Raw genomic sequence first — 25,089 nt, 5'->3', positions numbered from 1 at the left:
GAGCCCGACATGAGCGCCATCGACCTCTACGACCGCCCCTCTGCCCAGTACGCCGAGCGCGTGCAGCGGGCCATCGCGCTGCTGCGCGAGGTGGCGGCCAGCCACCCCCGCCTCACCCAGGCCTCCAGCCTGGGAGTGGAAGACGTGGTGGTGACCCACCTGATCCACCTGGCCGGCATCCAGAGCCGCATCTTCGTGCTGGAGACCGGTCGCCTGCACGCCGAGACGCTGGCCCTGATCCCGCAGATCGAGCAGCGCTACGGTTGCACCATCGACATCTATCGCCCGGTCCAGGAATCCGTGGTGCATTTCGTGCAGCAGAACGGCGATGACGCCATGTTCCGCAGCGTGGGCCTGCGCAAGGCCTGTTGCGACCTGCGCAAGATGGAGCCGCTCTCGCGCGCGCTCACCGGCATGGACGGCTGGATCACCGGGCTGCGCCGCGAGCAGTCGAATGCCCGCGCCGAGGCGGCCGAGGTCATCCACGAACCCAGCCGCGTGAAGGTGAGTCCCCTGGTGGACTGGACCTGGGGCGACGTGTGGCACTTCGTGGCCGAACACCAGCTGGCCTACAACCCGCTGCACGACCGCTTCTTCCCCAGCATCGGCTGCGAGCCCTGCACCCGCGCCATCAGCGTGGGCGAGGACTTCCGCGCCGGCCGCTGGTGGTGGGAACAGGACAACGCCAAGGAGTGCGGCCTGCATGTGCAGCCCGTGAGCAGCAACACCGTCTCCGCCCTGCCGACCTCCCGCAACGACCGGACCCCCGCATGAACGCCCGCACCGAACCCCACGTGATCCAGACCGCCCTGCAGGCCGACGGCCACCAGCTCAGCAACGCCCACCTCGACGCGCTGGAGGAAGAGACCATCTTCATCCTGCGCGAAGTGGCCGGCGCCTTTGAACGCCCGGCCCTGCTGTTCTCGGGCGGCAAGGACTCGCTGGTCATGCTCAAGTGCGCCGAGAAGGCCTTCGGTGCCGGGCGCATCCCGTACCCCCTGCTGATGATCGACACCGGGCACAACTTCCCCGAGGTGACCGACTTCCGCGACCAGCGCGCCCGCGAACTGGGCGCCGAGCTGATCGTGCGCAGCGTGGAAGATTCCATGAAGCGCGGCACCGTGCGCCTGGCCCATCCGGGTGAGAGCCGCAACGTGCACCAGTCGGTCACGCTGCTGGAGGCCATCGAGGAGTTCCGCTTCGACGCCCTGATCGGTGGCGCCCGCCGCGACGAGGAAAAGGCCCGCGCCAAGGAACGCATCTTCAGCCACCGCGACAGCTTCGGCCAATGGCAGCCCAAGGCGCAGCGGCCCGAGCTCTGGACCCTGTTCAATACCCGGCTGCACATGGGCGAACATTTCCGGGTGTTCCCCATCAGCAACTGGACCGAGCTGGATGTGTGGCAGTACATCGCCCGCGAGAACATCGGCCTGCCTTCGATCTACTACACCCACCGCCGCGAGGTGGTGGACCGCCGGGGCCTGCTGGTGCCGGTGACCGAGCTGACCCCGCCGCGCGACGGCGAGACGGTGGAAGTGCGCGACGTGCGTTTCCGCACCGTGGGCGACATCACCTGCACCTGCCCGGTGGAGAGCACCGCCGCCACACCGGCCGACATCGTGATCGAGACGCTGGCCGCCGAGGTCAGCGAACGGGGCGCCACCCGCATGGACGACAAGACCAGCGACGCCTCGATGGAGAAACGCAAGAAAGACGGGTACTTCTGATGAGCACCACCACGACCCACCCGGCCTCCCCCGTGGACACCTCGGCCGCGCTGCGCCTGATCACCTGCGGCAGCGTGGACGACGGCAAGAGCACCCTGATCGGTCGCCTGCTGGTCGACAGCAAGGCGGTGCTGCAGGACCACCTGGCCGGCGTGCAGCGCCAGGGCCAGACCGACCTGGCCCTGCTCACCGACGGCCTGTCGGCCGAGCGCGAACAGGGCATCACCATCGATGTGGCGTACCGCTACTTCAGCACCGAAGCCCGCAAGTTCATCATCGGCGACGCCCCGGGCCATGAGCAGTACACCCGCAACATGGTCACGGCCACCTCCAGCGCCGATGCCGCCGTCGTGCTGGTGGATGCCACCAAGCTGGACTGGCGCAACCCGCAGCTGGCCCTGCTGCCGCAGACCCGCCGCCACAGCCTGCTGCTGCAGCTGCTGCGCGTGCCCTCGGTGGTGTTCGCCGTCAACAAGCTCGACGGGGTCGACGACAGCGCCCTCGCCTTTGCGCACATCGGCGCGGCGCTGGCGGCCTTCGCGGAACAGGCGGGCATCTCGGCGGTGGCCACGGTGCCGGTGTCGGCGCTCAAGGGCTGGAACGTGGTGGATGCGGCCGAGACCGCCGGCTGGTGCGGCTACGACGGCCCGACCCTGCTGGCGCTGCTGGAACGCCTGCCGGTGACCCCGGCCGACACCGGCCTGCCCCTGGCGTTTCCGGTGCAGTGGGTGGAGAAGTTCAGCAGCTCGGCCGACACCTCGCAGGGTCGCCGCATCTTCTGGGGTCGCGTGGCGGCCGGCCAGGTGGCGCCCGGCCAGCGGGTGCGCATCGCCCCCACCGGACAGACCGCCACCGTGGCCCAGGTCCTGGACCATGTGCGGCGACCGGGCGAGGTCTCGGCCGGGCACAGCGGCGGCATCGTGCTGGACCGCGAGGTCGATGTGTCGCGCGGCGACTGGCTGATCGACGCCGACGGGCACGACGGCTTCCACCACAGCCGCGAGATCGCCGCCACCGTGGCCTGGCTGGACGACGAATCGCTGGTGCCGGGCCGGGTGTACTGGGCGCTGCACGGCCACCGCTGGGTCAAGGCCAAGGTCAGGCGCATCGTGCACCGCCTGGACATCCACACCCTGGCCGAACAGGACGCGACCGAGCTGGAGCCCAACGCCATCGGCCACATCGAACTCAGCCTGCAGGAGCCGCTGGCCACCCTGCCCTTTGCCCGCTCGCGCCAGCTCGGATCGCTGGTGCTGGTGGACACCGCCAGCCACCGCACTGCGGGTGCTCTGCTGGTGCGCTGAAGACCGGCGCCGAACCCCCTAAAATCCGGGTTTCCCCCGAATTCCTTCCCCACCATGACCCACGTTGTCACCGAAGCCTGCATCCGCTGCAAATACACCGACTGCGTCGATGTCTGCCCCGTGGACTGCTTCCGCGAAGGCCCGAACTTCCTCACCATCGATCCGGACGAGTGCATCGACTGCGCGGTCTGCATCCCCGAGTGCCCGGTGAGCGCCATCTATGCCGAGGAAGACCTGCCCAAAGACCAGGTGCACATGACGGCCATCAACGCCGAACTGGCCCGCCTGCCGGGCTGGAAGAGCATCACCAAGCGCAAGGCGCCCCTGCCGGACGCCGACGACTGGAAAGACAAGACCGGCAAGCTGGACCAGCTGATCCGCTGAAACCCATGACCGGCGCACCCATCGAGACCGATGCGCTGGTCATCGGCGCAGGTCCGGTGGGCCTGTGGCAGGTGTTCCAGCTCGGGCTGCAGGACATCCGCTGCCACGTGATCGATGCCCTGCCCCGGGGAGGCGGTCAACCCGCCGAGCTCTACCCCGGCAAGCCCATCTACGACATCCCCGGTCTGCCGGTGTGCAGCGGCCAGGAACTCATGGACCGCCTGCAGCAGCAGGTCAAGCCGTTCGCCCCCACCCTGCACCTGGGCCAGACCGTGGCCGCGCTCGCGGTGCGCGACGACGGCCGCTTCGATGTGCAGACCTCCGCCAGCACCGCCTTCGTGGCCCGCAGCGTCTTCATCGCTGCCGGCGTGGGCGCGTTCCAGGCCCGACAGCTCAAGCTCGACGGCATCGAGGCGTTTGAAGGCCGCCAGGTGTTCCACCGCCCGGCCGATCCCGAGGCTTTTGCCGGCCGGCACGTCGTGGTGCACGGCGGCGAAGAGCTGGCGGTGGACTGGGCACTGCGCCTGGCCGATGCGGCCCACCCCCCTGCGACCATCACCCTGCTGCACCGCCGCGACGTGTTCCAGGCCGACGAGCCCAGCCTGGCCCGGCTGCAGGCACTGACCGACGAGGGTCGCATCGGCCGGTGCATCGGCCAGCCGGTGGGCCTGCAGGTGCAGGACGGTCGCCTGACCGGCATCGAGCTGGCCACGCCCGACGACCGCACCATCACCCTGCCGCTGGATGCCTTGCTGGTGTGCCTGGGCCTGTCGCCCCGGCTCGGTGCCATCGCCGACTGGGGGCTGGCCATGGAGCGCAAGCAGCTGGTGGTCGACACCGCCGGCTTCGAGACCAGCCTTCCCGGCGTCCATGCCGTGGGCGACATCAACACCTACCCGGGCAAGAAGAAGCTGATCCTCTGCGGCTTCCACGAAGCCACCCTCGCGGCGTTTGCCGCTGCCGCCCGGCTGTTCCCCGAGCAGCGCACCCTGCTGCAATACACCACCACCAGCCCCAGACTGCACCGCCTGCTGGGCGTGGGCGGCTGAACTAGAATCGCGTCCGCGCCGGCAACGGCGTCTTCCGCTAGGGGTGTTGCGGCCTGCAAGGGCCGCGACTGAGAAAGTCCCTTTGAACCTGATTGAGGTAATCCTCGCGCAGGGAAGCAAAAGTCCCCACCGCATGCCGGCCTGCCCGCTCATGCGGGCCGGACCCAGCCCACCTGCCATCACACGTCCTGACGGACCAGACACATGGCACGACCCGACCACCGCACCTCACGCCCGCTGCAGCCTGCAGCGCTCTCCCTGATCAGTCTGGCCTGCCTGGCCGCGCTGCACGCGCCCGCCCAGGCGCAGACCGCCGAGGTCACGCTCCCGACGGTCACGATCCGCAGCGCCGGCAGCACCGCCCCGGCCGACGTGACCGGGTTTGGCGACCAGCCCGCCGGCAGCGTGCCCATCAGCACGACCGTGATCGACAGCCGCACCATCAGCGAGGTGGGTGCGCGCCGCATCAGCGACCTGTACAAGCTCGACGCCTCGGTCAGCGATGCCTACAACGCGGTGGGCTACTACGACTACGCCAGCGTGCGCGGCTTCGTCATCGACAACACCTACAACTTCCGTCGCGAAGGCCTGCCCGTCAGCGCCGAGACCAGCCTGCCGCTGGACCACCTGCAGCGGGTGGAACTGCTCAAGGGCACCAGCGGCATACAGGCCGGCACCAGCGCACCGGGCGGTCTGATCAACCTGGTGGTCAAGCGGCCCACGGCCCAGCCGCAACGCAGCTTCCGTACCGAGGTGAACGAAGACGGCAACGCGCTCGTGCACCTGGACATGAGCGGCCGGGCTGCCGAAGGCGATCTGGGCTGGCGCCTGAACGTCGCCGGCGAACGGCTCAACACCGAAGCCCGGGGCACCGAGGGCAAGCGGGGCCTGCTGGCGCTGGCCATGGACGCACGCCTGTCACGTGACAGCCTGCTCGAGGGCGAGTTCGAGATCAGCCGCCGCCGCCAGGCCACCGTGCCGGGCCTGAGCCTGCTGGGCACGGCCCTGCCCCCGGCCGATCCGCGCATCAACATCAACACCCAGCCCTGGTCGCAGCCGACCGACTTCCGCAACTTCAGCGGCAGCCTGCGCTTCACCCAGGCCATCAACAGCCAGTGGAACTGGCAGGCACAGCTGGGAACGCAGCGGCTGAAGACGGACGACTTTCTGGCGTATCCCTATGGCTGCAGTGCCGAGGGCAACTTCGACCGGTATTGCAGCAACGGCGACTTCGATCTCTACGACTACCGCAGCTTCGACGAACGGCGCAACACCAGCGCCGCGCAGTTCAAGATCAACGGCCGGTTCGATGCCGGCGGGGTTCAGCACGACGTCGGTTTCGGTGTGCTGGCCAGCCGGTTCACCGTGCGTGGCAACGACCGTTTTGGCGCCAACCCGGTCGGCACCGGCAACCTGTTCAATCTGCCGGCCGTGGCTCCCGCCACGGCGCCGGACGACAGCTTCACCAACCGCACCGAGCGCAGCACCGAGTTCTTTGCCACCGATGTCATCCGATGGAGCGAGGCCTTCCAGACCTGGGCCGGCCTGCGACACACCCGGCTGGAACGCGACAGCATCCGCACCGGCACCGAGCCGCGCGCCACCACCTACGAAGACAGCTTCACCACGCCGTGGCTGGCGGCCAGCCTCAAGCTCGATGCACAGCGCACCGTGTATGCCAGCTGGGGCCAGGGCGTGGAGTCGGAGGTGGCTCCGGGCCGTGCCCGTTACACCAACCGGGGCCTGGCACTGCCCCCGCTCAAGAGCCGGCAATGGGAAGCGGGGATCCGCTCGGCCACCGATGCAGCACGCTGGAACCTCACCTACTTCCATATCACCCGCCCGGTCAGTGGCGACCAGCCGGCCTGCGGCGGCGCCCCTGGCAGCTGCACCCGCGTGATCGACGGCTCGGCCCGGCATCAGGGCATCGAGCTCGGCGGCGGCCGCACTGCCGGTGCCTGGGACTACGACGCCAGCCTCACCTGGATCGATGCCGAGCGCCAGGGCAGCACCATCGACCCGACGGTCAACGGGCTGCGCCCCACCAACGTGCCGCGCTACGTGCTGCGCGCCAACGTCGGTCGCCGCATCGACGCCCTGCCCGGCCTCAGCGCCCATGCGCACCTCAGCCATGAAGGTCGGCGCGCCGTCACCCCGCAAAACGATGTCGAGCTGGGTTCGTGGACCCGGGTGGATGCCTCGCTGCGCTACGCCACCAAGGTCCAGGGGCAACCGGCCAGCTGGATGCTGGGCATCGACAACCTGTTCGACCGCCGCTACTTCCAGGAAGCGCCGTTCCAGTACGGTCACATCTACCTGTTCCCTGCTGCATCGCGCACCGTGCGCGTGGCCTTCGAGTCACAGTTTTGAGAAAGTTGAACGCCGCTTCGAAAACCCGAAAAATGACGCTATAATTTGAGGCTGTTCCCTGATAGCTCAGTCGGTAGAGCGACGGACTGTTAATCCGCAGGTCCCTGGTTCGAGTCCAGGTCGGGGAGCCAGAAATTCAAAAGCCCTTGCAGCGATGCAAGGGCTTTTTTGTTGCCGGGCCGGCCCGTCAGAGCGCCTGGAGTTTCTCCACCAGCGTGGCCATGCGGATGGGCTTGCTCACGAAGTCGTCCATGCCGGCGGCCAGGCAGGTGGCACGGTCCTCCTCACGGGCGTTGGCGGTCATGGCAATGATGGTGACGCGCGGGCGCTGCTGCTCGCGTTCTTCGGCGCGGATGCGTCGGGTGGCCTCCAGGCCATCGAGCACGGGCATCTGCATGTCCATCAGGATCAGATCGAAGCCGCCGCTGCGGGCGGCCTCGACGGCCTGGGCACCGTCGGCCACCACCTCCACGGTGTGACCGCCCTTGGTCAGCATGATCTGCGCCACCTTCTGGTTCACCGGATGGTCTTCGGCCAGCAGTATGCGCAGCGAGTTGCCGGCAGCGTCGGCACGGTCGGATGCGACGGAGTCAGATCGGGCAGGCGACGGAAGGGTCATGGCGGGGGCTTTCTGGATGGCGCTGTGCAGGGAGGATAACGGCACCGCCTCCACCGGCAAGCGCACCCGGAAAGTGGTCCCGCAACCCGGGGTGCTTTCCAGTCCGATCGTGCCGCCCAGCAATGCACACAGCCGGTGGCAGATCGACAGGCCCAGACCCGTGCCGCCAAACTGTCGGGTGATGCTGCCGTCGGCCTGGCTGAAGGGTTCGAAGATCAGCGCCTGTTTCTCCGGGGCGATGCCGATGCCGGTATCGATCACGTCCAGGGCCAGGATGAGCCTGCCGGCCGTGCTTTGTACCGCAGGGTACAGGCGCAAGGTCACGCCGCCCTGCGCGGTGAACTTGATGGCGTTGCCGATCAGGTTGTTGACGATCTGGCGCAAACGCAGCGCATCGGTGCGCAGCACCGCGGGCAGATCGGGGGCGACCTCCGCCTGGAGGGTCAGACCCTTCTCCTGGGCGCGCACCTCGAGGGGCCGAACAATCTCGTCCAGCCAGGGCTTCACCTCCACATCCGACAGCTCGATGCTCATGTGGCCGGCCTCGATCTTGGAGAAATCCAGGATCTCGTTGATGACGCCCATCAGACCTTCGGCCGAACTGCGCACCAGCGACAGATACTCCCGCTGGACCGGGTCGGTGGCGAGTTCCAGCGCCAGACCGTTCATGCCCAGCACCCCGTTCATGGGTGTGCGGATCTCGTGGCTCATGTTGGCCAGGAAGTCGCTCTTGGCCTGGCTGGCGGCCACAGCGGCATCCCGAGCCTGCTGCAGGGTCGCCTCCACCCGTTTCTGGTCGGTGATGTCGACGTTGGCGCCCACCAGTTTCACCGCCCTGCCCCCCCGGTCGCGCTGGCCGATGGCGCGCCCCAGCACATGCCGGACCTGTCCGTCCGGGAACACCACCCGGAATTCCTCGGAAATCGGGGGTTCGTGAGCAGCGGCGCGGTTCAGCGCCGACTGCACCCGTTCACGGTCCTCCGGATGGATGCGTTCGAGCACGGCAGAAAGCCGGTTTTCGACATTGTTGGGCGGCAGCGCCATCATGTCGGTCAGGCGCCGGTCGGCCGTGAAGGTGCGTGTGACCAGATCCAGCTCCCAGATGCCCAGTGCCCCCACCTCGGCCGCCAGTTCAAGCCGGTGCAGGTAGTGCCGGGCCGACGCTTCGGCCGCCTCCCGGTTGAGCAGGATGGAGGCGAACAGCTGCCCCAGATCGTCGAAGTAGCGCCCCAGCGCATCGAAGTAGTCCGGCGCATCGGCGTAGACCACCAGGATCCCGGTCCGTGCCGGCGAGTCCCCATGCAACGGGATGCAGCGCACGGAACGAACCTGGTGCTCCTGGGCCAGGCGCCGCCAGGGTCCCCAGATGGCAAAGCGGGAGATCGCCACGGTCTCGCTGTGGCCCGTGTCCACCGAGCGCAGCGCCGGTCCCCGCCGCGTGAGCCAGTTGCGCTCGATCCGCATCTGGCGGGCCCAGTCGCTGGCGCGGCCGGCGCTCACCAAGGGCTCGATGACAGGCGCGTTGGTGGGGCCGAACCAGCACCAGGCGAGAGACAGATGGGAAGATGCCTGCACCACCGCATCGCAATAGCGCTGCACCACGGCCAGTGGGGGGGCATCGGCAGCCAGCACTTCGGCGGCAACCCGGATGCCCGCGCTGGAGAGCCGCATGGCTTCGTCCACGGCATCGAAAGGAGGCGCATCGACAGGGCGTGAAAACAGTCGGGTGAACGGCATGATGGGTGCATCGGCAGTATCCGCCCCGACTTGGGGCGTTGGCACCGAAAACCCCATAGACCCCTCAGAACAAAAGCAGGCGCCGTGACGCAGTCCACAGACCAGGACGGCTGCACTGGAGACCCCAAAAGAAAAGGGGCCTGACCTTGCGGTCAGACCCCTTCGATCTCTGGTAGGACGTGGCAGGCTCGAACTGCCGACCAACGGATTAAAAGTCCCACGCCCCGAGGGAATCCCGAACAACGACGAACTGTCACGGAAAACATAGATCGTTGTTTTTATTGATCTTTCTTCCGCCTTAGTCCGTTGACGTACAATTTCATCCGGCGCCAGACTGTTACCAAACTGTCACCGTCGACCGTAGCGGACAGTTTGTCCGCTGATGAAACTGTCACCGTTAGGGGCCGAAATGGACAAAACCGCCGGGCAGGTGCTGCGCACCCTTGAGCTGGGCAAATTCGTGAGCCTTGGAAAGGTTCACCCCGCTGGCGCCCTAGAGGCCCGCAGGCTTGCGGCAGGTATCAGCCTGTACTGGCGAGTGACCCACAACGGGAAAGCGCACCGGGAAAAAATCGGCATCTATGACAGCAGCGCCCCGCCTAAATCCCTGATCCCGACCGAGCGCGGTTTCAGCATTTCAGCGGCCACCCGAGCCGCCGAGGCATTCGCCCTGCAGCATGAGGCGAACAAGACACAAGGCGGTTTTGTTGGCATCAAGCAAGCGAAAGAGCAAGAGCGCCAGCAACAGGCCGAGGAACGGGAAAAGGCTCTGAGCCATAGCCTGCAGGCCCTTATGGAGGATTACGCCGACCACCTGGAAGCACTAGGCCGCCGCAGCCATAAGGACGTGCGTAGCATCACCGGTGTGCATATCGTGGCGCCCTGGCCCAAAGTCGCCGCCCTGCCCGCCCGCGAAATCACCCCCGAACAGGTGGCCGACATGATGCGCCGCTGCCTGGAGGGTGGGAAAGGCAGAACCGCCAACAAGCTGCGCAGCTACATGCGCGCCGCCTACCAGACCGCAAAAGCCGCCCGCACCAAGCCGAGCATCCCGCTGCGGTTCAAGGAATACGGCGTGTCCATCAACCCCGCCGCCGAAACCGCCCCGGATGAAAGCGCCAACAAGCCGGACAAGCGACCGCTGAGCCTGGAAGAACTGCGGACCTACTGGAAGGCCATCAAGACCCTGCCGGGATTCCGTGGCGCCCTGCTGCGGCTGCACCTTCTGACAGGTGGGCAACGGATCGAGCAACTGGTGAGCCTCAAGGCCAGCAACATCACCCCGGACAGCATCACGCTGTATGACGGGAAAGGCCGACCGGGAAAACCGCCCCGCCCCCACATCATCCCGCTGACGCCCGCCGCTGCAGGCGCCCTCACCCAGGCAGCTACTGGCCTGGATTGGGCACTTTCCACTGATGGGGGGGCTACCCACGTAGCCGCCACAACGCTAAGCGCGTGGGCCTGCGATGCCGCCACCGAGATTCCAGACTTCCAAGCCAAGCGGCTGCGATCTGGAATCGAAACAGCACTTGCTGCCGCAGGTATCAGCGCGGAAATCCGGGGTCGGCTGCAGTCGCATGGAATTGGTGGAGTTCAAGCCCGCCACTATGACGGCCACGATTACGCAGATGAGAAGCTGGCAGCATTAGAAGTGCTCGAAAGGCTCGTAACGACCAGCAAGCCGAACCCGCCCAAGGTAGGCCAGCGTAAGGGGTGACGGCAACCTGCACTACGACATGCCCTTAGAGCTGTACAACATCATGTTTCTCGATATCGTGCATCGATTGAGGCAAACGAGAATCGTGGCACCGCCACATACAATCTCAATAAATCCAATTAAATCAACAACTTAGCATCTTTGCCGCAGCATTTTTGTTTCCACGTCGTTTCATAATACGACGCTCCAACGGCGCAGAGCAAGTTATCCACAGATTTGTCTCCTGACAGGTGATAACTAGCATCCTATTATTGGCCGCAAGCGAACCCAATCGGGATTGCGCGGAAAGGAATAGGACCAATGCTACAGACCCTTAGCGCCAATATCCACCCTGAAACAAGGCTACGCCTTGAAGCAGTTGAATCCCTTGTTGGGATTAAAAAAACCAAGCTTTACGACCTAATTAAATTAGGGCAATTTCCAGCGCCCGAAAAACTTAGTCCGCGCTGCAGCCGCTGGCGTGCTGGCGATGTCCTGGCGCATCTCGAAGCGCGTCGAGGTGCCGCCCATGTTTGATAAGAACTGCCGCCGTCTGCCCGAGCCGGTACTAGTAGCCGGGATCAACGAGCCAACCAGCCCGGCAACCATCGACCCCGATCCCCTGCCCTTCACAAGCGCAGAGGCCCGAGCCTTTGCCGAACTACGGCAGCGTGCGCAGGAATCAGGCGCCCATGTTTTCCGAACCCGCGAGGGCAACGGCTGGAGGTATCACGCAAGCCGGTGGGGCTGGTGCAAAGCGTTTGACACCCCCGAGGCCATGCTGCAGTGGCTGGACCGCCTGCAAGGCGCCGACAAGGCCAGCGAGGTGCGCCGATGACATTCGACCGCACCAAACTGCCCGACCCGGCAACCTACTTTGACGGCGAAGGGCTGACCCTCAAAGGCCGTGGCGAATGGCGTACCACCGCCTGCACTTTTCACGATGGCAGCGATTCCATGCGCATCAATGTCCGCAATGGCGCATGGGTGTGCATGGCCTGCGGCGCCAAGGGTGGCGACGTACTGGCGTATCACATGGAGGCGCATGGCCTGGAGTTTGTCGATACCGCAAAGGCACTAGGCGCCTGGGTTGATGACGGCAAGCCGCACCGAGAACAGAAGCCCGCACCGCTGCCGCCCCGAGCTGCCCTGCAGGTTATTGGTTTCGAGGCAACGCTGGCCGCAGTCGCCGCCGCCAACGTGGCGCATGGCCGCGCCCTGACTGAGCCGGACCGCTTTCGGCTGCTGACCGCTGCCGCCCGGATCAATCGGCTGGTGGAGGCTTACGCATGAGGCCCGCCGAATATGACCAATTCACCGCTGTGCTGGACGCGGACATAGAAGCAACCGATCTGCAGTCGGTCATTCTCACCAGCGGCGCCGACCTGACCCCCGAGCCGGTGGAATGGCTGTGGCGCGACTGGCTGGCACTTGGGAAGGTTCACATCCTGGCAGGCGCCCCAGGCCAAGGCAAAACGACGCTGGCAGTCGGCGCACTGGCTGCGACTGTCACGCTGGGCGGACGCTGGCCGGATGGCACCAAATGCGAAGCGGGAAACGTCATCGTGTGGAGCGGCGAGGACGACCCCGCCGACACCCTGCTGCCGCGCCTGCTGGCCGCTGGTGGCGAGCGTTCCCGGGTCTATTTTGTAGAGGGAACTAGAGGCGCGACAGGTGCGCAGCCCTTCGATCCGGCCCACGACATGCGTAAGCTGCTGGCAGCTATTGAGCGCATCGGAGGCGCCCGGCTGGTCATCGTGGACCCCGTTGTGTCCGCAGTGACTGGCGACAGCCACAAAAACACCGAGGTGCGCCGCGCCCTGCAGCCGCTGGTCGATGCCGCAGCCGCTGGCCGTTTCGCTGTGCTGGGCATCACACACTTTTCCAAGGGTGGACAAGGCAGCGACCCGACGCAGCGCGTTATCGGTTCAGTGGCTTTCAGTGCCGTGGCCCGCGTGGTGCTAGTGGCCGCAAGGGTCAAAGGTGAGGACGGCGAGGACCGGCGCATTCTTGCCCGTAGCAAGTCCAACATTGGCCCAGACGATGGCGGTTATGAGTACCACCTGGAACAGGTGGAGGTAATGCCGGGCATTGAGGCATCCCGCGTGGCATGGGGCAAGGCTGTGCAAGGCAGCGCCCGCGAACTGCTGACCGACAACACCGAAGCCGATGACGAGGAAAAGAGCGCCCAGGACTGCGCAGCGGAGTTTCTGACCGACCTGCTGCGGGATGGCCCGACACCCACCAAGACAGTAGAGGCAGAGGCCAAAGCGGCAGGGATTGCATGGCGTACCGTTCGCCGCGCATCGGATGCCCTGCACGTAAAAAAGCGCAAGACCGTAGAGGGCTGGTACTGGTCAATCCCCAGCCAACCTGTCCAAGTTGTCCAAGGTGTCCAACCTTTTAACGCTGGACAAGTTGGACAAGTTGACCAAGTTGGCAGCGGCGACCGCGTGGAGGACTTCTGATGGAAGCCGCCGAAATCCTGCGCCGACTGTCTGCCGCTGCCGTGAGGCTGGACCTGCGAGGCGACCGCCTAAGCGCGTGGCCCGCGTCCAACCTAACCGACGAACTGCGCGAGCTGATCCGCAGCAATAAGCCCGCCCTGATCGACTACCTAGCCCAGGCGCACCAGACAGCCGCCGAGCTGATCGACGCGGCCATGCGTGCCTGCGACCACTGGCAGGACGGCCCCGAGGCGCGGCAGGCCATGCGCCAGCAAATCGAGCAAACGCCGCCGCATCTTCACCGCGATCTGACCGACCACTTTCGGCAGAGCTACCCGAGGGGAGAGCATGGATAAGCCGCGCAAACGCCGCCGCGTGGAGCCTAGACCACCGCCGGATCACGACTGGCCGAAGCGCGGTTATCCCGCACTGGCCGAAGCCCTGGCGACATGGCCGCGCACCCCGCCCGAGGAAACGCTGCAGCGCCTTATCGAAGAACTGAAGGAACCCAAGCCATGACCGAACTGTTTTTCGCGTTCAGCGCGATCAAGGCCCATCAACCGATGCGCCGCCGCTTTATCGAGCGCCTGCTGAAACGCCTGGGTGTCTCACGCCGCAAGGCCACAACGATTGCCAGCCGGTGGGTGCTGTGATGGGCCAGCACAAACACCTGTACGACACCCGCCGCTGGCGTGAGCAGCGCAGCCTGCAGCTAACCATCGAGCCGCTGTGCCGCATGTGCAAGGCAGAAGGCCGGTTAACCGTGGCGACGGTGGCTGACCACGTGACGCCGCACAAGGGAGACATGACAGCGTTTTTTCACGGCGAGCTGCAATCCCTTTGCGCCAGTCACCACTCACGCGACAAACAAATCATTGAGCGCGGAGGAAAGCCCAGGCCGACATTCGACACTGATGGAACACACCCAGGCTGGAAATAGGGAGGGGGGATATTTGAAAGTAAACCGCACTCCCCTGCCGACCAGCCGCTAACCCTTATTTTCTGACCGCCCCAGAAAAACACACCATGCCAAAGCAAAGCCAAGCCGCATTAAGCGTAGTTTCACCCATCAAGACACTGGCGCGATTGAAAGCGCCGCAGAGCCTGACCACCGAACAGCGCAGGCTGTGGCATATCGTGGTCGATAACCTGCCCGGCGACTATTTCACGCCGGATCAAGTGCCGCAGCTAATCCAGTACGTAACGCATCAATCGTTTGCGGACAGCCTAGCGGACAAGCTGCAAAGCCTGGACGTAATGGAACCCGCATGGCCGCGACTGAGCGCCGCCCAGGTAAGCCATAGCAAGGCCGCGATGGCTGCAGCCCGTAGCCTGCGCCTGACGAACCAAGCCCGCAAAGAGCCGGACACCGCCCGCAACGCATCCCGCCGCACCCAGGCGCCCACCGCCGAGCAACTAAGGCAGAGGTACGAGCATGAAGGTTAAGCAACACCCGTATCTGTCCCCCGAGGCCCAGCGCCTGCGAGAGCGAGACAACACGCCACCGTGGGGGGTGCATCCCTGCGAGGTGGACAGCATCGAGCCACCCGCCGATGGCACCGCGTTTGCCGCCGCATGGACCGAAGCCGCGAGCCTACGTCAGGAAATCGAACGGGCGCCGAAGAATTAAACACCGTTTAATTATTTGAACATGCTCAGAAAACCAAACAGCCTAGACACCGCCCTGGACTTGATCCGCGCCCAGGAACAAACCATAGATGAACTGCTGAAAATCAATCATTCGCTGCGGATTCAGGTCGATGCGTTTAGCGTCCAGATGGATCACTTCCGCAGTAAAGTGCTGCCGCTTTTGAGAGAAGCGAATAAGACAAAGACCAAACGCTAATGAATTGAAATAGAATTGGCCCAGGCATTAAGCGTAATGCCAACGATTCAAAAGAGAACAACTGCGGGATGCTTTTGTATTCTCTGGCGCCTGCGGGATGCTGGTGCACCGAATTGATGAGCGATGGAAAGCAGCGAGATGCTGTGGAACAGAGCTAACGCACACCATCAATTAACGGCGAGAGCCAAAGGAATACAAAATGTCCCAAGAATATGATCTGGAAGAAATCGTGCGCAAAGGCATGGAAAAGATGGACGCCAAATATGACGCCCAAGTCAAAAGCCTGCGCGATGAAGTAACCGAGCTGGCCCAGAAATCGGGTGGCCTGCGATCCATGCCCGGCGCCCATTCGGCTGTAGGTTTCGGTTCGACCCTGGCGACCAAGATGCAAGCCGATCCGAGCCTGCAGGCATGGCGCGAAGGCAACCGCCTTGCATCCCGCGTGAGCTTTGACTTTGACCTCAAGGCCGCGATGCAGTCCAAGGCCGTCATCACCAACAACGGCGACGAGCAAGCCGCGTTTGAGCGAAGCCCCGGCATCGTGCCGCTGGCATCCCGCCGCCGGTTTCTATGGGAGTACCTGACCGTTGCCAACACCACCGCGCCCGGCGTGGAGTACTTGCAGGAAACCGGCAACGTGCGCGTGGCTGGCATCCAGTCCAGCGAGGGCACCGAGAAGGACGAAAGCGATTTCACTTTCGATCTGAAGCTGGCAAGCGTGGAAACCTTCGCCCACTACACCGCACTGTCACGGCAGGTCTATGCAGATAGCCCGGTCCTGGCCAACTTCCTGCAGGCCCGCCTCATGGAGGGTGTGTGGCGCAAGATGGAACAGCAGATGATTAACGGCACCGGCACCAGCCCTGAATTCAGCGGCCTGACCGACTCCGGCAACCATGTTGTGTATTCCGGCCCGTCCAGCACCTTCACCCCGCTGGACACTGTGCGCGATGCCATGTCGGTTCTGCAGTCCGGCGACTATCAGCCCAATCTCACCATCCTGAACCCGCTGGACTTCAGCGCGATGGAGCTGGAGCGAGACAACGAGGGCGCGTTCGTGTGGGCCAACCCTGCGACCGCTGCGGCACCCATGCTGTGGGGCACTATGGTTCACCTGTCCAACGACATGCAGCAAGGCAAGTTTGTTGTGATGGACACCAGCGCCGCCCAGGTCTGGATTCGTCAAAACGCCCAGATGCTGCTGAGCGACAGCCATAACGGCAACTTCACCAAGAACGTGCTTGTGGCGCTTTGCGAAGCCCGCGCCGCGTTCGGCGTGCTGCGCCCGCAGGCTGTGATCTACGGCGATCTGATGAGCTAATCCCCAGGGGCAAAGTGTGCGGAGGGCGCCCCGAGGTTTCGGCCCCCGCACGTGGCCTTAGTCGGACAGTCGCCATTCCAAGAAGCAACGCCGACAGCCTGCGGAGCCGTCCAAGTCTCGCGGCAGGTATCAGCCCCGGTCACAAGCCGGGGCTTTTATATCGAAATTTGCCTACCCAGCTTATCAGCGAGAGAAGTTGGCCTGCTGTGCCAATACAGCATCCCGATACTGAGCCAGCACATTCGCCAAGGATAAGCCCACCAACTGTCCAGATGAGCTGTCAAGGGCATGCTGTGTCGCACTCCTCGCCTGCACTATGTGGGATCGAACCATGCTCACCGAGACTGCTTTCCTCGGCGGTAGAAATTCAAGCCTTACGCTTTTGCCGACCTCATAACAGTCATCAAGTGCGGCCAAATTGGAACGGAGCTGTGCTTTGATGGCATTTGAACTGGTCTCTGCAGCCTGATCTATCGACTCCAAGGCCTGTGCCATGAACAAGACGGCGTACTGACTGGCCGCACGTTCAGCCTGGGCTGTTGCTCGCCGGTCTATCCAGATCACGATAGCGACGGCAGCGACGCTGCCGATAGCCTGCACCCATGCCGGTGCATTGCTTTGCACTTGGCTTCTCAGCCAGTCCCTGATCGGCTCGGCTCCCGGATGGGCTACCACGGGTAATAGTAAAAGCGCGATGCAGGTTGAAATAATGCCAATCCAGAAGCCGCGCATCGTCACTCCGAATGATCAATGGGAAGCACGCTCTGTAGGGGCACCTCCACCATCGTGGCATGCGCGAGGTGCACGAAAAGATCCTCGTGGCTGGACATGAGGCCAGCCGCCCAATACATGCGCAGCACCATCTCTAGTCTCTGGACAACAGCAGCGTTAGTGCCGCCTGCCTGGAACGCTTTAGGACGAGTCTCGCAGTAGTTGCGGAACGACTGAATCCTCTCCTTGGGTCCGAAATGATGAAGGACTCCGAATGCTTTGTCGGTGAAGCCTAGCGCCTGCAATTCATCGAGTAGAAAGAGCGCGCGTTTTGGGCTGGTGTATGAGCTCATGGTCAGATTAGGTCGGAGACTTGATCGGTCCTGAGTATCCGCACAGGCACGAGCCACAGTTCAAACAAATAGAGCGCTTACAAGCAGCACACGCAGGCATGTAGGCGCTGTGTACTCCGTGATGACACCGATGGCATTCAGCCGAATGCCCAGTGACGGAGCCCTTATTCAAGCGAGCCTGGACGTCAGGATCCTTCTCTGTGAAAGGTTTCCATGCATCGACGATCAGCCTGTACATCGCAGTTAGAGTTTCGCTCGCGGTGGCACCCTCTGCAGATATGTTGGTCAGTCCTAGGCCGCGAGCCTTAGACCTCGGCACTGCATGAGCCCTGTACTTGTCTTCCTTCGAGCCATAGGTGACCTCGAAGCCACCCCAAAGGATCGTCTTTCTGTCCATTGCACCCTTTCATGTCTCTGGGACAGCCAAAAGGGCTGCCTACGCAACGGAGACTAGACGCTTTTGGGCTGCATTCCTAACCGGGCTGACACCTAGTGAAGTAGGACGGATCGAGCCGCCAGAGAGGGCAGGAGACTGTCACCAAACTGTTACTGCGCCAGAAACTAAAAAACCCCGCTACCAGTTAGATAGCGGGGTTTCTAGGGCTTACGCCATGTTGGTGGTAGGACGTGGCAGGCTCGAACTGCCGACCAACGGATTAAAAGTCCGCTGCTCTACCAACTGAGCTAACGTCCCACACTGCCTTGGCAACGCTCTTGCAAGCAGCCTTGGTTCATTCGCATCGTTTGGTGAACAGTGTTCATCGCACCCTGCGAAGCCTCAAATTATAGCGTCATTTTTGGGTGTTTTTGAAGAGGGCTTCACTTTTCGCAAATTTCCTGCAGCCAGTGTGTTCATCACCCACCCGGCCGCCGCCATGCCGGCGCTGGCGGTCACGCTGACCACCGAACCGAAGCCGTGGCAGTTGAGGCTGCCATCACTTCCGTCGAGCCCGCAAGACGGGTCGGGCGGGGCCACGGGCTCCCGGCTGAACACGCAGGCCAGGTGCATCGGGCCCTGTCGGGCACCGCCGTGCGACTTGCGCAGGCGGTAGCGCAGCTGCGCCAGCAGCGGGTCGTGGGTGACGGTGCCGAGGTCGCCGATCTCGATGCGCTCGGCATGGCGCTTGCCGCCGGCCGCACCGACCGACACCAGCGGCACCCCCGTCGACCACGACCACGCGGCCATGGCCGTCTTGGCCTTGACCTGGTCACAGGCATCGATGACGGCATCGGGCAGCTCCGCACCCAGCAGCGCGGGCCAGTTCTCGGGCGAGACAAAATCATCGATGCAGCGCACCGTGCACCCCGGGTGGAAACTGTGGATGCGATCGCGCAGGGCATCGATCTTGGACTGCCCCAGGGTGGCCAGCTGCGCGTGGATCTGCCGGTTGATGTTGGACTCGGCGACATGGTCCATGTCGATCAGTGTCAGACACCGCACTCCGCTGCGGGCCAGCGCCTCGGCGCTCCAGGAGCCCACGCCACCCAGGCCGACGACCACCACATGAGCATTGAAGACGCGCTGCGCCCCCTCCACACCATAGAGGCGACGCAGACCGCCGAAACGGCGCTCGAACAGCTCGGTGCCGGAAGGCTCGGTGGCGTCGGTCACCCGCGCTCCAGCAACCAGATCTGCAGACGGAAGCCCAGCACCGCACCGAGCATGATGCCGGCCACCGCAATGGCGCTGGTCAGGCTGAGGGTGGACAGTCCCGACAGGCCCTGCCCCACCGTGCAGCCCAGCGCGGTGACACCGCCCACGCCCATGCAGATCGCACCCACGATGTGCAGCGCGGTGTCCTGGGTGCCGGCAAACCCTTCCCAGCGGAAGCTGCCCTCGATCAGCGCACAGGCCAGCGCGCCCACCACGACACCGGCCACGGTGACCACGCCGAAGGTGAGCACCTTGCTGGCATCGCTGTAGAAGATGAGCCAGTCCTGCGCATAGGCCATGGGTGCGGTGAAGGTCAACGCGTCCATGCGGCCGGTGTTGCTGCCCAGGAAGACGGCGTCCAGCGTTTCAGGGTGCTCGGGCACGAAACCCAGATGGCCGCTGACCCACCACATGGCCACCACCACCAGGCCGATGCCGAAGCCGGCCAGCAGGTTGTTGCCGGTGCGGAAATCCCGACCGAGCATCGCCCAGAGCACCAGGGCACCGCCCAGCACCAGCGCGCACACGAGTCCGGCCAAACCGGTCTCCAGCCCTGTGGCCGCTGCCACCCAGGCCGGCACCGCGCTGCCCTGGGGCAGTTCGAAGAACACCTGGTCGACCGTGGCGTTGCGCCACACGGCAAAGACGCCGCGCAGCGTCATGAAGGCCGCCAGCCCCATCACAAAGAACACCACGAGGGACTTCAGGCTGCCACCACCGATGCGCACCAGCGTCTTGCTGCCGCAGCCCGAGGCCAGGACCATGCCGAACCCGAACAGTGCACCACCGCTCAGGGCCGAGAGCCAGACCACCCGGGCGCCGGTGTAGATGGATTGGGTGGTGTCGATCAAGCCCAGCCAGCCCAGTGCATGGAAACCGATGGCGGCCACGCCTACGGCCATGCCCCACATGCGCATGCGGGTCCAGTCACCCATGTTGACGATGTCGCTGACCGCCCCCATGGTGCAGAAGTGGGTTCGCTGGGCGATGAAGCCGAAGGCGACGGCCACGGCAAAGGCCGCCCACAGCGTGGTGATGCGAAGCTGGTTGAATTCGGCGAGTTCCATAACCCGCCATTGTAGGAGGCCACCCGGCGCGGGCCGGGGGCCGGACCGGGCTCAGCGCAGGCGCGCGAGACGCTCCTTGGCAGCGGCAGCCGCCTCGGACTGGGGATACTTCTTGACCAGATCGTCCAGGGTGCGACGCGCCGCCTTGGCGTCCTTGAGTTCCACCTGGCTGTTGGCCATGGCCAGCATGGCTTCGGGGGTGCGCGGGTGGTTCGGGAACTCGGTGACCAGACGGCGGTGGCTGTCGGCCGAGTCCTTGTACGCGCGGGCGGCGTACTGCGCATTGCCGAGCCAGTACAGGGCCGAGGGCGTGTAGCCGCTGGCCGGGTACTGGCGCAGGAAGGCGGTGTAGGCCGTCGATGCCGCGGCGAACTCCGAGCGACGCAGGGTCGCCATGGCGGCCTCGAACTGGGCCTTCTCGGCCGGCTGGGCCACGAAGCTCTGCCCGTCCAGCTCCACCTTCAGCGGTTCGACCTCGCGCAGTCGCGCGTCGATGCCGGCCTGCACATCCTTCTGGGCGCGCTGCAGCTCGGCCACCTCGCGGGCGAGCTGTTCGTTCTGGCCACGCAGGCGGGCCAGCTCGCCGCGCAGCTGCTCGATCTGGTTGGAGAGTTCGAGCAGGCTGCGGCGGGTGGCGGCATCGCCCTCGCTGCGGGCCGCCTCGCTCGCGGCCTGGTTGGCATCGACCTTGCGCCGCAGTTCCAGGATCGCCTGGCGGGCTTCGTCGTCACCAAACAGGGCATGGGCCTGGGTGGGCCAGAGCACCGCTGCCGACAAGGCAACGGCGCACAGCCCGGACCAGCCGCTCAGACGTTGACGGGCGGCCTGCATGTCAGCGGTAGTTGATTTCGACGCGGCGGTTCTTCGAGAAGGCCGCTTCGTCGGAGCCGGTCTGGGCGGGCTTCTCTTCACCGAAGCTCACGGCTTCCATCTGGCTGTCGGACACGCCCAGCAGCGACAGTGCACGGCGCACGGCTTCGGCACGCTTCTGGCCCAGGGCCAGGTTGTACTCGCGGCCGCCGCGCTCGTCGGTGTGACCCTCCAGGCCGACACGGGCGGTGCGGTTGGCGTTGAGGTACTTGGCGTTGGCTTCCAGGGCGGAGGCGAACTCGGGCTTGACCTCGAAGCTGTCGTAATCGAAGTACACGATGCGCTGGAGCTGCTGCGGCTGGGCGCCACCGGCACCCTGCACCTGCACGCCGGTCACGCCACGCGGATCGACGCCGCTGCCCTGGCCGCCGGCACCGGCACCGGTGGCGGTGCCCGAACGGTCGGACACCGGCACTTCATCGAGCTTGACGTTGGAGCCGCAGGCGGCCAGCAGCATGGCAGCGGTCAGGCCGATGGCCAGGCCGGCGCGACGGAACAGGGGACGGGACAGGTTCTGGTTCATGTGGGGACCTTTTGATGGATGGAAAAGAACGAGAGGAACAACAGGGGAAACGGGATCGCGGGGAGAACCGTCACTTGATGAACGGGCCCCACTCGGGCTCGCGGATGTCGCCTTGCGAGCCGGCCAGACGGGTCTTGATGCGCCCATCGACCGTGGTGGTCATGAGCGCCTCCTGGCCCTTGTCGCGGGTGGCGTAGATGATCAGGCGGCTGTTGGGGGAAAAGCTCGGGCTCTCGTCGGCCGAGCCGTCGGTCACGGCGGTCACCTGTCCGCTGGCCAGGTCCATCACGTGCAGCCGGAAGGCGCCGCCCACGCGGGAGATGTAGGCCAGCCAGCGGCCGTCGGCACTGGGCGCAGGCGAGATGTTGTAGTTGCCGCTGAAGGTCAGGCGCTGCGCATTGCCGCCGCCGGCCTCCATGCGGTAGATCTGCGGCGAGCCGCCGCGGTCGCTGACGAAGAAGATCGACTTGCCGTCGGCACTGAACACCGGTTCGGTATCGATGCTGCTGCTGCTGGACAGGCGTCGGGGCTCACCGCCGTTGGCGTCCATGCCATAAATCTGGGCGTTACCCGAGATCGACAGGGTGGCGACCACCTGACGGCCATCGGGCGACCAGGCTGGCGCGCTGTTGGAGCCGCGGAAACTGGCCAGCAGACGCCGCTTGCCCGTGGCCACGTCGTGCACATAGATGACCGGCTTGCGCGACTCGAACGACACATAGGCCAGCTGGGTGCCGCCGGGGGCCCAGCTCGGGGAGATGATGGGCTCCGGACTGGTCAGCGCAGGCCGGGCGTTGAAGCCGTCGGCGTCGGCCACCCAGAGGTTGTAGCGCTGCGGCGCCTTGGTCACGTAAGCAATGCGGGTCGAGAAGACGCCCTTGTCGCCGGTGAGCTTTTCGTAGATGTAGTCGGCGATGCGGTGGGCAGCCAGTCGCAGATCGGCCGCCACCACCGGGTAGCTGAGGCCACCCAGGTCCTGGGCGCGGACCACGTCCCACAACCGGAAGCGCACGTCGAAGCGGCCGTCGGCCAGACGGGTGACGCTGCCGGTCACGAGCGAGTCGGTGCCACGCTGGCGCCAGGGTGCCAGGTCGGGGCGGGAGGTTTCGTCCAGCGCACCGGGCACCGGCTCGACGAATCGGAACTGGCCACTGCGCTCCAGATCGGCGCGGATGATGGCGGCCATGTTCTCGCTGGCGGCATCGTTGCCGCGGAAGTTCACGACCGAAAAGGGGAACTGCGTCAGACCGACGCCGGCGATCTCGACACGGAACTGGGCATGGGCCTGCGAGAACGGCAGGGCCAGCAGAGGGAGGGAGGACACGAGACCCAGCGCGCGGCGGCGCGGCATGGGGACGAACGAAGCGGTTCGGATCTGATCGGGCATCTTGGTGGGGTCTCGGGACGTGTTGCGCAGGCGGTGGTCGCGGTCCGAAAGAGAGCGGCCGATAATACCGGAGGCACGTGACCCCCTCCCGTGACAAGATGTGAGAGGTGGTCCGACCCCGCGCAAGCGGCCATGTGATCCCTTTGCGGCCCGCAGGTTCCGCATCCGTCCATCCAACGTTCGCCCTTGACCGCATCCAACGCCCCGCCGGCCGCACCCGCCGCACCCGCCCCCTCTGCGCTCCCGCCCGGCACCCTGGGGCAGCGCCTGCGCCGCGTGTGGCCCTATTTCCGCGGCGCCAAGGCCGGTATCGCACTGGCAGCGCTGGCCACCCTGGTGGGCGCGCTGACCGAGCCCGCCATCCCGGCCCTGCTGCAGATGCTGCTCGACAAAGGCTTTGCCGCCGGCCAGGTGCCGCTGTGGGCGGTGCCGGTGGCGCTGATGGGGCTGTTCGGCCTGCGGGGCATGGCCACCTTCGTGGCCCAGTACGCCCTGTCCTACACCGCCAGCCTGGGCATGCTCAACCTACGCCGGGCCATGTTTGCGCGCCTGAACGAGGCACAGATGGCGCTGTTCTCGCGGCAGAGCGCCAGCAAGCTGTCCAACACGCTGGTGTACGAGGTGCAGACCGGTTCGCAGATGCTGGTGTCGGCCTTCCTCACGCTGGCCAAGGATTCGTTGACGGTGCTGGCGCTCATGGGCTACCTGGTCTACCTGAACTGGAAACTCACGCTGATCGTGCTGGCGGTGTTCCCCGGGCTGATCCTGATCATGCGGGTGCTGACCCGGCGGCTGTACCAGCTGACCAAGGACAGCCAGAAGGCCACCGACGAGCTGGCCTATGTGGTGGAAGAAAACGCCCTGGCCTACCGCATGATCCGGCTGCACGGCGCGCAGGATCGCCAGGCCGACCGGTTCGAGGCACTGAGCGTGCGGCTGCGCAAGCTGGCGTTGAAATCCACCATCGCGATGGCCGCCATGACGCCGCTGACCCAGCTGCTGGCTTCGGGCGCCTTGTCGGCCGTGATCGCGGTGGCGCTGTGGCAGAGCACCAGCAGCGGCGTGAGCGTGGGCAACTTCGTGGCCTTCGTCACCGCCATGCTCATGCTTATCACCCCCATCCGGCACCTGGCCGAGATCACTGCGCCCATCACCCGCGGGCTGGCCGCCCTGGAGCGCGGGCTGGAACTGATCGAGCAGACGCCGGTGCAGACCGGGGGCACCCACACCGCCGACCGGGTGCAGGGCGCCATCGAACTGCACGGTGTGACCGTGCGCTACCCGGAGCGGGACGGCGAGACCGGACACGGCGGTCATGTGGCACTGCACGGCGTGTCGCTGCGGGTGCGCCCTGGCGAGGTGCTGGCCTTTGTCGGCCCGTCGGGCTCCGGCAAGACCACGCTGGTCAATCTGCTGCCGCGCTTCGTGGAGGTGGATCAGGGCCACATCACGCTCGATGGCACTCCCCTGCCCGACTGGGACCTCGCCAGCCTGCGCCGTCAGTTCGCGATGGTCTCTCAGGACGTGGTCATGCTCAACGACAGCCTGGCGGCCAATGTGGCCCTGGGCAGCGAGCCCGAGCAGATCGACGAAGCCCGGGTGCTGGCCGCGCTGCAGTCGGCCAACCTCGGCGAGCTGGTGGCGCGCCTGCCGCAAGGCATCCACACCGTGGTGGGCCACAACGCGGCCGAACTCTCGGGTGGTCAGCGCCAGCGGCTGGCCATCGCGCGCGCCATCTACAAGGATGCGCCGGTGCTCATCCTCGACGAGGCCACCTCGGCCCTGGACAACGAAAGCGAGCGGCTGGTGCAGGAGGCCTTGTCGCGCCTGATGCAGGGCCGCACCACGCTGGTCATTGCCCACCGGCTGTCCACCATCGAGCATGCCGACCGCGTGGTGGTGCTGACCGAGGGCCGTATCGCCGAACTGGGCACCCACGCCGAACTGCTGGCCGCCGACGGCCTGTACGCCCGCCTGCATTCGCAGGGTGGTCTCGCCACCCCCGCCTGAAGCGACTCCGG

At 65.3% G+C, this 25,089-nt stretch carries 27 protein-coding genes, 2 tRNA genes and 1 riboswitch; of the genes, 20 read left to right on the top strand and 9 right to left on the bottom strand.

The genetic code is table 11. The features are described from left to right. Nucleotides 1-9 precede the first annotated feature (9 nt). The 7 genes from CAP38_RS08845 to CAP38_RS08815 all read left to right on the top strand — a co-directional run bounded on the left by CAP38_RS08845 (nucleotide 10) and on the right by CAP38_RS08815 (nucleotide 6,965). Nucleotides 10-774: a phosphoadenylyl-sulfate reductase gene (locus CAP38_RS08845; protein ID WP_086120959.1), complete on the top strand. Its 765-nt coding sequence runs from the start codon at nucleotides 10-12 to the stop codon at nucleotides 772-774. Further along, entirely contained in the window at nucleotides 771-1,727 is a 957-nt protein-coding gene (cysD, locus tag CAP38_RS08840) for a sulfate adenylyltransferase subunit CysD (protein WP_086120958.1), read from the top strand. Before CAP38_RS08845 ends, cysD begins: the two co-directional genes overlap by 4 nt. After that, nucleotides 1,727-3,031: a sulfate adenylyltransferase subunit 1 gene (locus CAP38_RS08835; protein ID WP_086120957.1), complete on the top strand. Its 1,305-nt coding sequence runs from the start codon at nucleotides 1,727-1,729 to the stop codon at nucleotides 3,029-3,031. Before cysD ends, CAP38_RS08835 begins: the two co-directional genes overlap by 1 nt. A gap of 54 nt (nucleotides 3,032-3,085) precedes the next feature. Continuing rightward, nucleotides 3,086-3,415 (top strand): ferredoxin FdxA, encoded by a 330-nt coding sequence (fdxA, locus tag CAP38_RS08830; protein ID WP_086120956.1) that lies wholly within the window; start codon nucleotides 3,086-3,088, stop codon nucleotides 3,413-3,415. A gap of 5 nt (nucleotides 3,416-3,420) precedes the next feature. Beyond that, the gene (locus tag CAP38_RS08825; protein ID WP_086120955.1) at nucleotides 3,421-4,464 is read left to right on the top strand and encodes an NAD(P)/FAD-dependent oxidoreductase; all 1,044 of its coding nucleotides are present in this window, start codon (nucleotides 3,421-3,423) and stop codon (nucleotides 4,462-4,464) included. 29 nt (nucleotides 4,465-4,493) lie between these two features. Further along, nucleotides 4,494-4,596, top strand: a riboswitch (TPP riboswitch). Nucleotides 4,597-4,668: 72 nt separating this feature from the next. Then, nucleotides 4,669-6,834, top strand: coding sequence for a TonB-dependent siderophore receptor (locus CAP38_RS08820; protein WP_086120954.1), 2,166 nt, complete (start codon nucleotides 4,669-4,671; stop codon nucleotides 6,832-6,834). Between the two features lie 55 nt (nucleotides 6,835-6,889). Then, nucleotides 6,890-6,965: transfer RNA gene (locus CAP38_RS08815), tRNA-Asn, on the top strand. A 56-nt stretch (nucleotides 6,966-7,021) separates the two neighbouring features. Here the strand turns inward: CAP38_RS08815 and CAP38_RS08810 are convergent. Beyond that, nucleotides 7,022-9,190, bottom strand: a complete 2,169-nt coding sequence (locus CAP38_RS08810; RefSeq protein ID WP_179188504.1) for an ATP-binding protein — start codon at nucleotides 9,188-9,190, stop codon at nucleotides 7,022-7,024. A gap of 409 nt (nucleotides 9,191-9,599) precedes the next feature. Here CAP38_RS08810 and CAP38_RS08805 point away from each other — a divergent pair, with 409 nt between their 5' ends. The 12 genes from CAP38_RS08805 (at nucleotide 9,600) to CAP38_RS08770 (ending at nucleotide 16,503) form a co-directional block, all read left to right on the top strand. Continuing rightward, the gene (locus tag CAP38_RS08805; RefSeq protein ID WP_256924375.1) at nucleotides 9,600-10,910 is read left to right on the top strand and encodes an integrase; all 1,311 of its coding nucleotides are present in this window, start codon (nucleotides 9,600-9,602) and stop codon (nucleotides 10,908-10,910) included. Between the two features lie 300 nt (nucleotides 10,911-11,210). Beyond that, nucleotides 11,211-11,426: an AlpA family transcriptional regulator gene (locus CAP38_RS08800; protein ID WP_086120952.1), complete on the top strand. Its 216-nt coding sequence runs from the start codon at nucleotides 11,211-11,213 to the stop codon at nucleotides 11,424-11,426. Further along, nucleotides 11,380-11,727, top strand: a complete 348-nt coding sequence (locus CAP38_RS15215; RefSeq protein ID WP_179188459.1) for a hypothetical protein — start codon at nucleotides 11,380-11,382, stop codon at nucleotides 11,725-11,727. Before CAP38_RS08800 ends, CAP38_RS15215 begins: the two co-directional genes overlap by 47 nt. Continuing rightward, complete coding sequence (locus tag CAP38_RS08795; RefSeq protein ID WP_086120951.1) at nucleotides 11,724-12,182, top strand: CHC2 zinc finger domain-containing protein; 459 nt, start codon at nucleotides 11,724-11,726, stop codon at nucleotides 12,180-12,182. Before CAP38_RS15215 ends, CAP38_RS08795 begins: the two co-directional genes overlap by 4 nt. Next, nucleotides 12,179-13,357: an AAA family ATPase gene (locus CAP38_RS08790; protein WP_086120950.1), complete on the top strand. Its 1,179-nt coding sequence runs from the start codon at nucleotides 12,179-12,181 to the stop codon at nucleotides 13,355-13,357. Before CAP38_RS08795 ends, CAP38_RS08790 begins: the two co-directional genes overlap by 4 nt. Then, nucleotides 13,357-13,692 (top strand): hypothetical protein, encoded by a 336-nt coding sequence (locus CAP38_RS08785; protein WP_086120949.1) that lies wholly within the window; start codon nucleotides 13,357-13,359, stop codon nucleotides 13,690-13,692. Before CAP38_RS08790 ends, CAP38_RS08785 begins: the two co-directional genes overlap by 1 nt. Continuing rightward, entirely contained in the window at nucleotides 13,685-13,855 is a 171-nt protein-coding gene (locus CAP38_RS15360; protein WP_179188503.1) for a hypothetical protein, read from the top strand. Before CAP38_RS08785 ends, CAP38_RS15360 begins: the two co-directional genes overlap by 8 nt. Next, nucleotides 13,852-13,989, top strand: a complete 138-nt coding sequence (locus tag CAP38_RS15355) for a hypothetical protein (RefSeq protein WP_179188502.1) — start codon at nucleotides 13,852-13,854, stop codon at nucleotides 13,987-13,989. The genes CAP38_RS15360 and CAP38_RS15355 overlap by 4 nt, the downstream gene beginning before the upstream one ends. Further along, the gene (locus CAP38_RS08780; RefSeq protein WP_086120948.1) at nucleotides 13,989-14,276 is read left to right on the top strand and encodes a hypothetical protein; all 288 of its coding nucleotides are present in this window, start codon (nucleotides 13,989-13,991) and stop codon (nucleotides 14,274-14,276) included. The genes CAP38_RS15355 and CAP38_RS08780 overlap by 1 nt, the downstream gene beginning before the upstream one ends. An 86-nt stretch (nucleotides 14,277-14,362) precedes the next feature. Then, nucleotides 14,363-14,782, top strand: coding sequence for a hypothetical protein (locus CAP38_RS08775; protein WP_143435792.1), 420 nt, complete (start codon nucleotides 14,363-14,365; stop codon nucleotides 14,780-14,782). Nucleotides 14,783-14,987: 205 nt separating this feature from the next. After that, nucleotides 14,988-15,182: a hypothetical protein gene (locus CAP38_RS15350; RefSeq protein ID WP_179188501.1), complete on the top strand. Its 195-nt coding sequence runs from the start codon at nucleotides 14,988-14,990 to the stop codon at nucleotides 15,180-15,182. Between the two features lie 199 nt (nucleotides 15,183-15,381). Continuing rightward, on the top strand, nucleotides 15,382-16,503 hold the full coding sequence (locus tag CAP38_RS08770; protein ID WP_086120946.1) for a phage major capsid protein: 1,122 nt from the start codon (nucleotides 15,382-15,384) through the stop codon (nucleotides 16,501-16,503). A gap of 183 nt (nucleotides 16,504-16,686) precedes the next feature. Here CAP38_RS08770 and CAP38_RS15210 read toward each other — a convergent pair whose 3' ends face one another. The 8 genes from CAP38_RS15210 to tolB all read right to left on the bottom strand — a co-directional run bounded on the left by CAP38_RS15210 (nucleotide 16,687) and on the right by tolB (nucleotide 23,032). Next, nucleotides 16,687-17,235: a hypothetical protein gene (locus tag CAP38_RS15210; RefSeq protein WP_143435791.1), complete on the bottom strand. Its 549-nt coding sequence runs from the start codon at nucleotides 17,233-17,235 to the stop codon at nucleotides 16,687-16,689. 2 nt (nucleotides 17,236-17,237) lie between these two features. Beyond that, complete coding sequence (locus CAP38_RS15205; RefSeq protein ID WP_143435790.1) at nucleotides 17,238-17,567, bottom strand: hypothetical protein; 330 nt, start codon at nucleotides 17,565-17,567, stop codon at nucleotides 17,238-17,240. A 618-nt stretch (nucleotides 17,568-18,185) separates the two neighbouring features. Continuing rightward, nucleotides 18,186-18,261, bottom strand: a tRNA-Lys gene (locus CAP38_RS08765). An 84-nt stretch (nucleotides 18,262-18,345) separates the two neighbouring features. Next, nucleotides 18,346-19,179 carry a ThiF family adenylyltransferase gene (locus tag CAP38_RS08760; protein ID WP_256924374.1) on the bottom strand — a complete coding sequence of 278 codons (834 nt, stop codon included), beginning with the start codon at nucleotides 19,177-19,179 and terminating at the stop codon, nucleotides 18,346-18,348. Next, the gene (locus tag CAP38_RS08755; RefSeq protein ID WP_086120944.1) at nucleotides 19,176-20,288 is read right to left on the bottom strand and encodes a YeeE/YedE family protein; all 1,113 of its coding nucleotides are present in this window, start codon (nucleotides 20,286-20,288) and stop codon (nucleotides 19,176-19,178) included. Before CAP38_RS08755 ends, CAP38_RS08760 begins: the two co-directional genes overlap by 4 nt. 51 nt (nucleotides 20,289-20,339) lie before the next feature. Then, complete coding sequence (gene ybgF, locus CAP38_RS08750) at nucleotides 20,340-21,119, bottom strand: tol-pal system protein YbgF (RefSeq protein ID WP_086120943.1); 780 nt, start codon at nucleotides 21,117-21,119, stop codon at nucleotides 20,340-20,342. 1 nt (nucleotide 21,120) lies between these two features. Beyond that, nucleotides 21,121-21,681 carry a peptidoglycan-associated lipoprotein Pal gene (gene pal, locus CAP38_RS08745; RefSeq protein ID WP_179188500.1) on the bottom strand — a complete coding sequence of 187 codons (561 nt, stop codon included), beginning with the start codon at nucleotides 21,679-21,681 and terminating at the stop codon, nucleotides 21,121-21,123. Between the two features lie 70 nt (nucleotides 21,682-21,751). After that, nucleotides 21,752-23,032: a Tol-Pal system beta propeller repeat protein TolB gene (tolB, locus tag CAP38_RS08740; RefSeq protein ID WP_179188499.1), complete on the bottom strand. Its 1,281-nt coding sequence runs from the start codon at nucleotides 23,030-23,032 to the stop codon at nucleotides 21,752-21,754. A 222-nt stretch (nucleotides 23,033-23,254) separates the two neighbouring features. Here tolB and msbA point away from each other — a divergent pair, with 222 nt between their 5' ends. Continuing rightward, a complete protein-coding gene (gene msbA / locus CAP38_RS08735; RefSeq protein WP_086120941.1) occupies nucleotides 23,255-25,078 on the top strand; it encodes a lipid A export permease/ATP-binding protein MsbA in 1,824 nt (607 codons plus the stop codon). Nucleotides 25,079-25,089 lie beyond the last annotated feature (11 nt).

The organism is Hydrogenophaga sp. IBVHS2 (assembly GCF_002127215.1).
GTDB lineage: Bacteria > Pseudomonadota > Gammaproteobacteria > Burkholderiales > Burkholderiaceae_C > Hydrogenophaga.
This window is presented reverse-complemented; position numbering and strand designations above follow the sequence as displayed.

What these genes read in the sequence shown, in the direction of transcription:
- CAP38_RS08845 (WP_086120959.1), top strand. Translation starts at nt 10, where the DNA reads ATGAGCGCCATCGACCTCTACGACCGCCCCTCTGCCCAGTACGCCGAG.
- cysD (WP_086120958.1), top strand. Translation starts at nt 771, where the DNA reads ATGAACGCCCGCACCGAACCCCACGTGATCCAGACCGCCCTGCAGGCC.
- CAP38_RS08835 (WP_086120957.1), top strand. Translation starts at nt 1,727, where the DNA reads ATGAGCACCACCACGACCCACCCGGCCTCCCCCGTGGACACCTCGGCC.
- fdxA (WP_086120956.1), top strand. Translation starts at nt 3,086, where the DNA reads ATGACCCACGTTGTCACCGAAGCCTGCATCCGCTGCAAATACACCGAC.
- CAP38_RS08825 (WP_086120955.1), top strand. Translation starts at nt 3,421, where the DNA reads ATGACCGGCGCACCCATCGAGACCGATGCGCTGGTCATCGGCGCAGGT.
- CAP38_RS08820 (WP_086120954.1), top strand. Translation starts at nt 4,669, where the DNA reads ATGGCACGACCCGACCACCGCACCTCACGCCCGCTGCAGCCTGCAGCG.
- CAP38_RS08810 (WP_179188504.1), bottom strand. Translation starts at nt 9,190, where the DNA reads ATGCCGTTCACCCGACTGTTTTCACGCCCTGTCGATGCGCCTCCTTTC.
- CAP38_RS08805 (WP_256924375.1), top strand. Translation starts at nt 9,600, where the DNA reads ATGGACAAAACCGCCGGGCAGGTGCTGCGCACCCTTGAGCTGGGCAAA.
- CAP38_RS08800 (WP_086120952.1), top strand. Translation starts at nt 11,211, where the DNA reads ATGCTACAGACCCTTAGCGCCAATATCCACCCTGAAACAAGGCTACGC.
- CAP38_RS15215 (WP_179188459.1), top strand. Translation starts at nt 11,380, where the DNA reads ATGTCCTGGCGCATCTCGAAGCGCGTCGAGGTGCCGCCCATGTTTGAT.
- CAP38_RS08795 (WP_086120951.1), top strand. Translation starts at nt 11,724, where the DNA reads ATGACATTCGACCGCACCAAACTGCCCGACCCGGCAACCTACTTTGAC.
- CAP38_RS08790 (WP_086120950.1), top strand. Translation starts at nt 12,179, where the DNA reads ATGAGGCCCGCCGAATATGACCAATTCACCGCTGTGCTGGACGCGGAC.
- CAP38_RS08785 (WP_086120949.1), top strand. Translation starts at nt 13,357, where the DNA reads ATGGAAGCCGCCGAAATCCTGCGCCGACTGTCTGCCGCTGCCGTGAGG.
- CAP38_RS15360 (WP_179188503.1), top strand. Translation starts at nt 13,685, where the DNA reads ATGGATAAGCCGCGCAAACGCCGCCGCGTGGAGCCTAGACCACCGCCG.
- CAP38_RS15355 (WP_179188502.1), top strand. Translation starts at nt 13,852, where the DNA reads ATGACCGAACTGTTTTTCGCGTTCAGCGCGATCAAGGCCCATCAACCG.
- CAP38_RS08780 (WP_086120948.1), top strand. Translation starts at nt 13,989, where the DNA reads ATGGGCCAGCACAAACACCTGTACGACACCCGCCGCTGGCGTGAGCAG.
- CAP38_RS08775 (WP_143435792.1), top strand. Translation starts at nt 14,363, where the DNA reads ATGCCAAAGCAAAGCCAAGCCGCATTAAGCGTAGTTTCACCCATCAAG.
- CAP38_RS15350 (WP_179188501.1), top strand. Translation starts at nt 14,988, where the DNA reads ATGCTCAGAAAACCAAACAGCCTAGACACCGCCCTGGACTTGATCCGC.
- CAP38_RS08770 (WP_086120946.1), top strand. Translation starts at nt 15,382, where the DNA reads ATGTCCCAAGAATATGATCTGGAAGAAATCGTGCGCAAAGGCATGGAA.
- CAP38_RS15210 (WP_143435791.1), bottom strand. Translation starts at nt 17,235, where the DNA reads ATGCGCGGCTTCTGGATTGGCATTATTTCAACCTGCATCGCGCTTTTA.
- CAP38_RS15205 (WP_143435790.1), bottom strand. Translation starts at nt 17,567, where the DNA reads ATGAGCTCATACACCAGCCCAAAACGCGCGCTCTTTCTACTCGATGAA.
- CAP38_RS08755 (WP_086120944.1), bottom strand. Translation starts at nt 20,288, where the DNA reads ATGGAACTCGCCGAATTCAACCAGCTTCGCATCACCACGCTGTGGGCG.
- ybgF (WP_086120943.1), bottom strand. Translation starts at nt 21,119, where the DNA reads ATGCAGGCCGCCCGTCAACGTCTGAGCGGCTGGTCCGGGCTGTGCGCC.
- pal (WP_179188500.1), bottom strand. Translation starts at nt 21,681, where the DNA reads ATGAACCAGAACCTGTCCCGTCCCCTGTTCCGTCGCGCCGGCCTGGCC.
- tolB (WP_179188499.1), bottom strand. Translation starts at nt 23,032, where the DNA reads ATGCCGCGCCGCCGCGCGCTGGGTCTCGTGTCCTCCCTCCCTCTGCTG.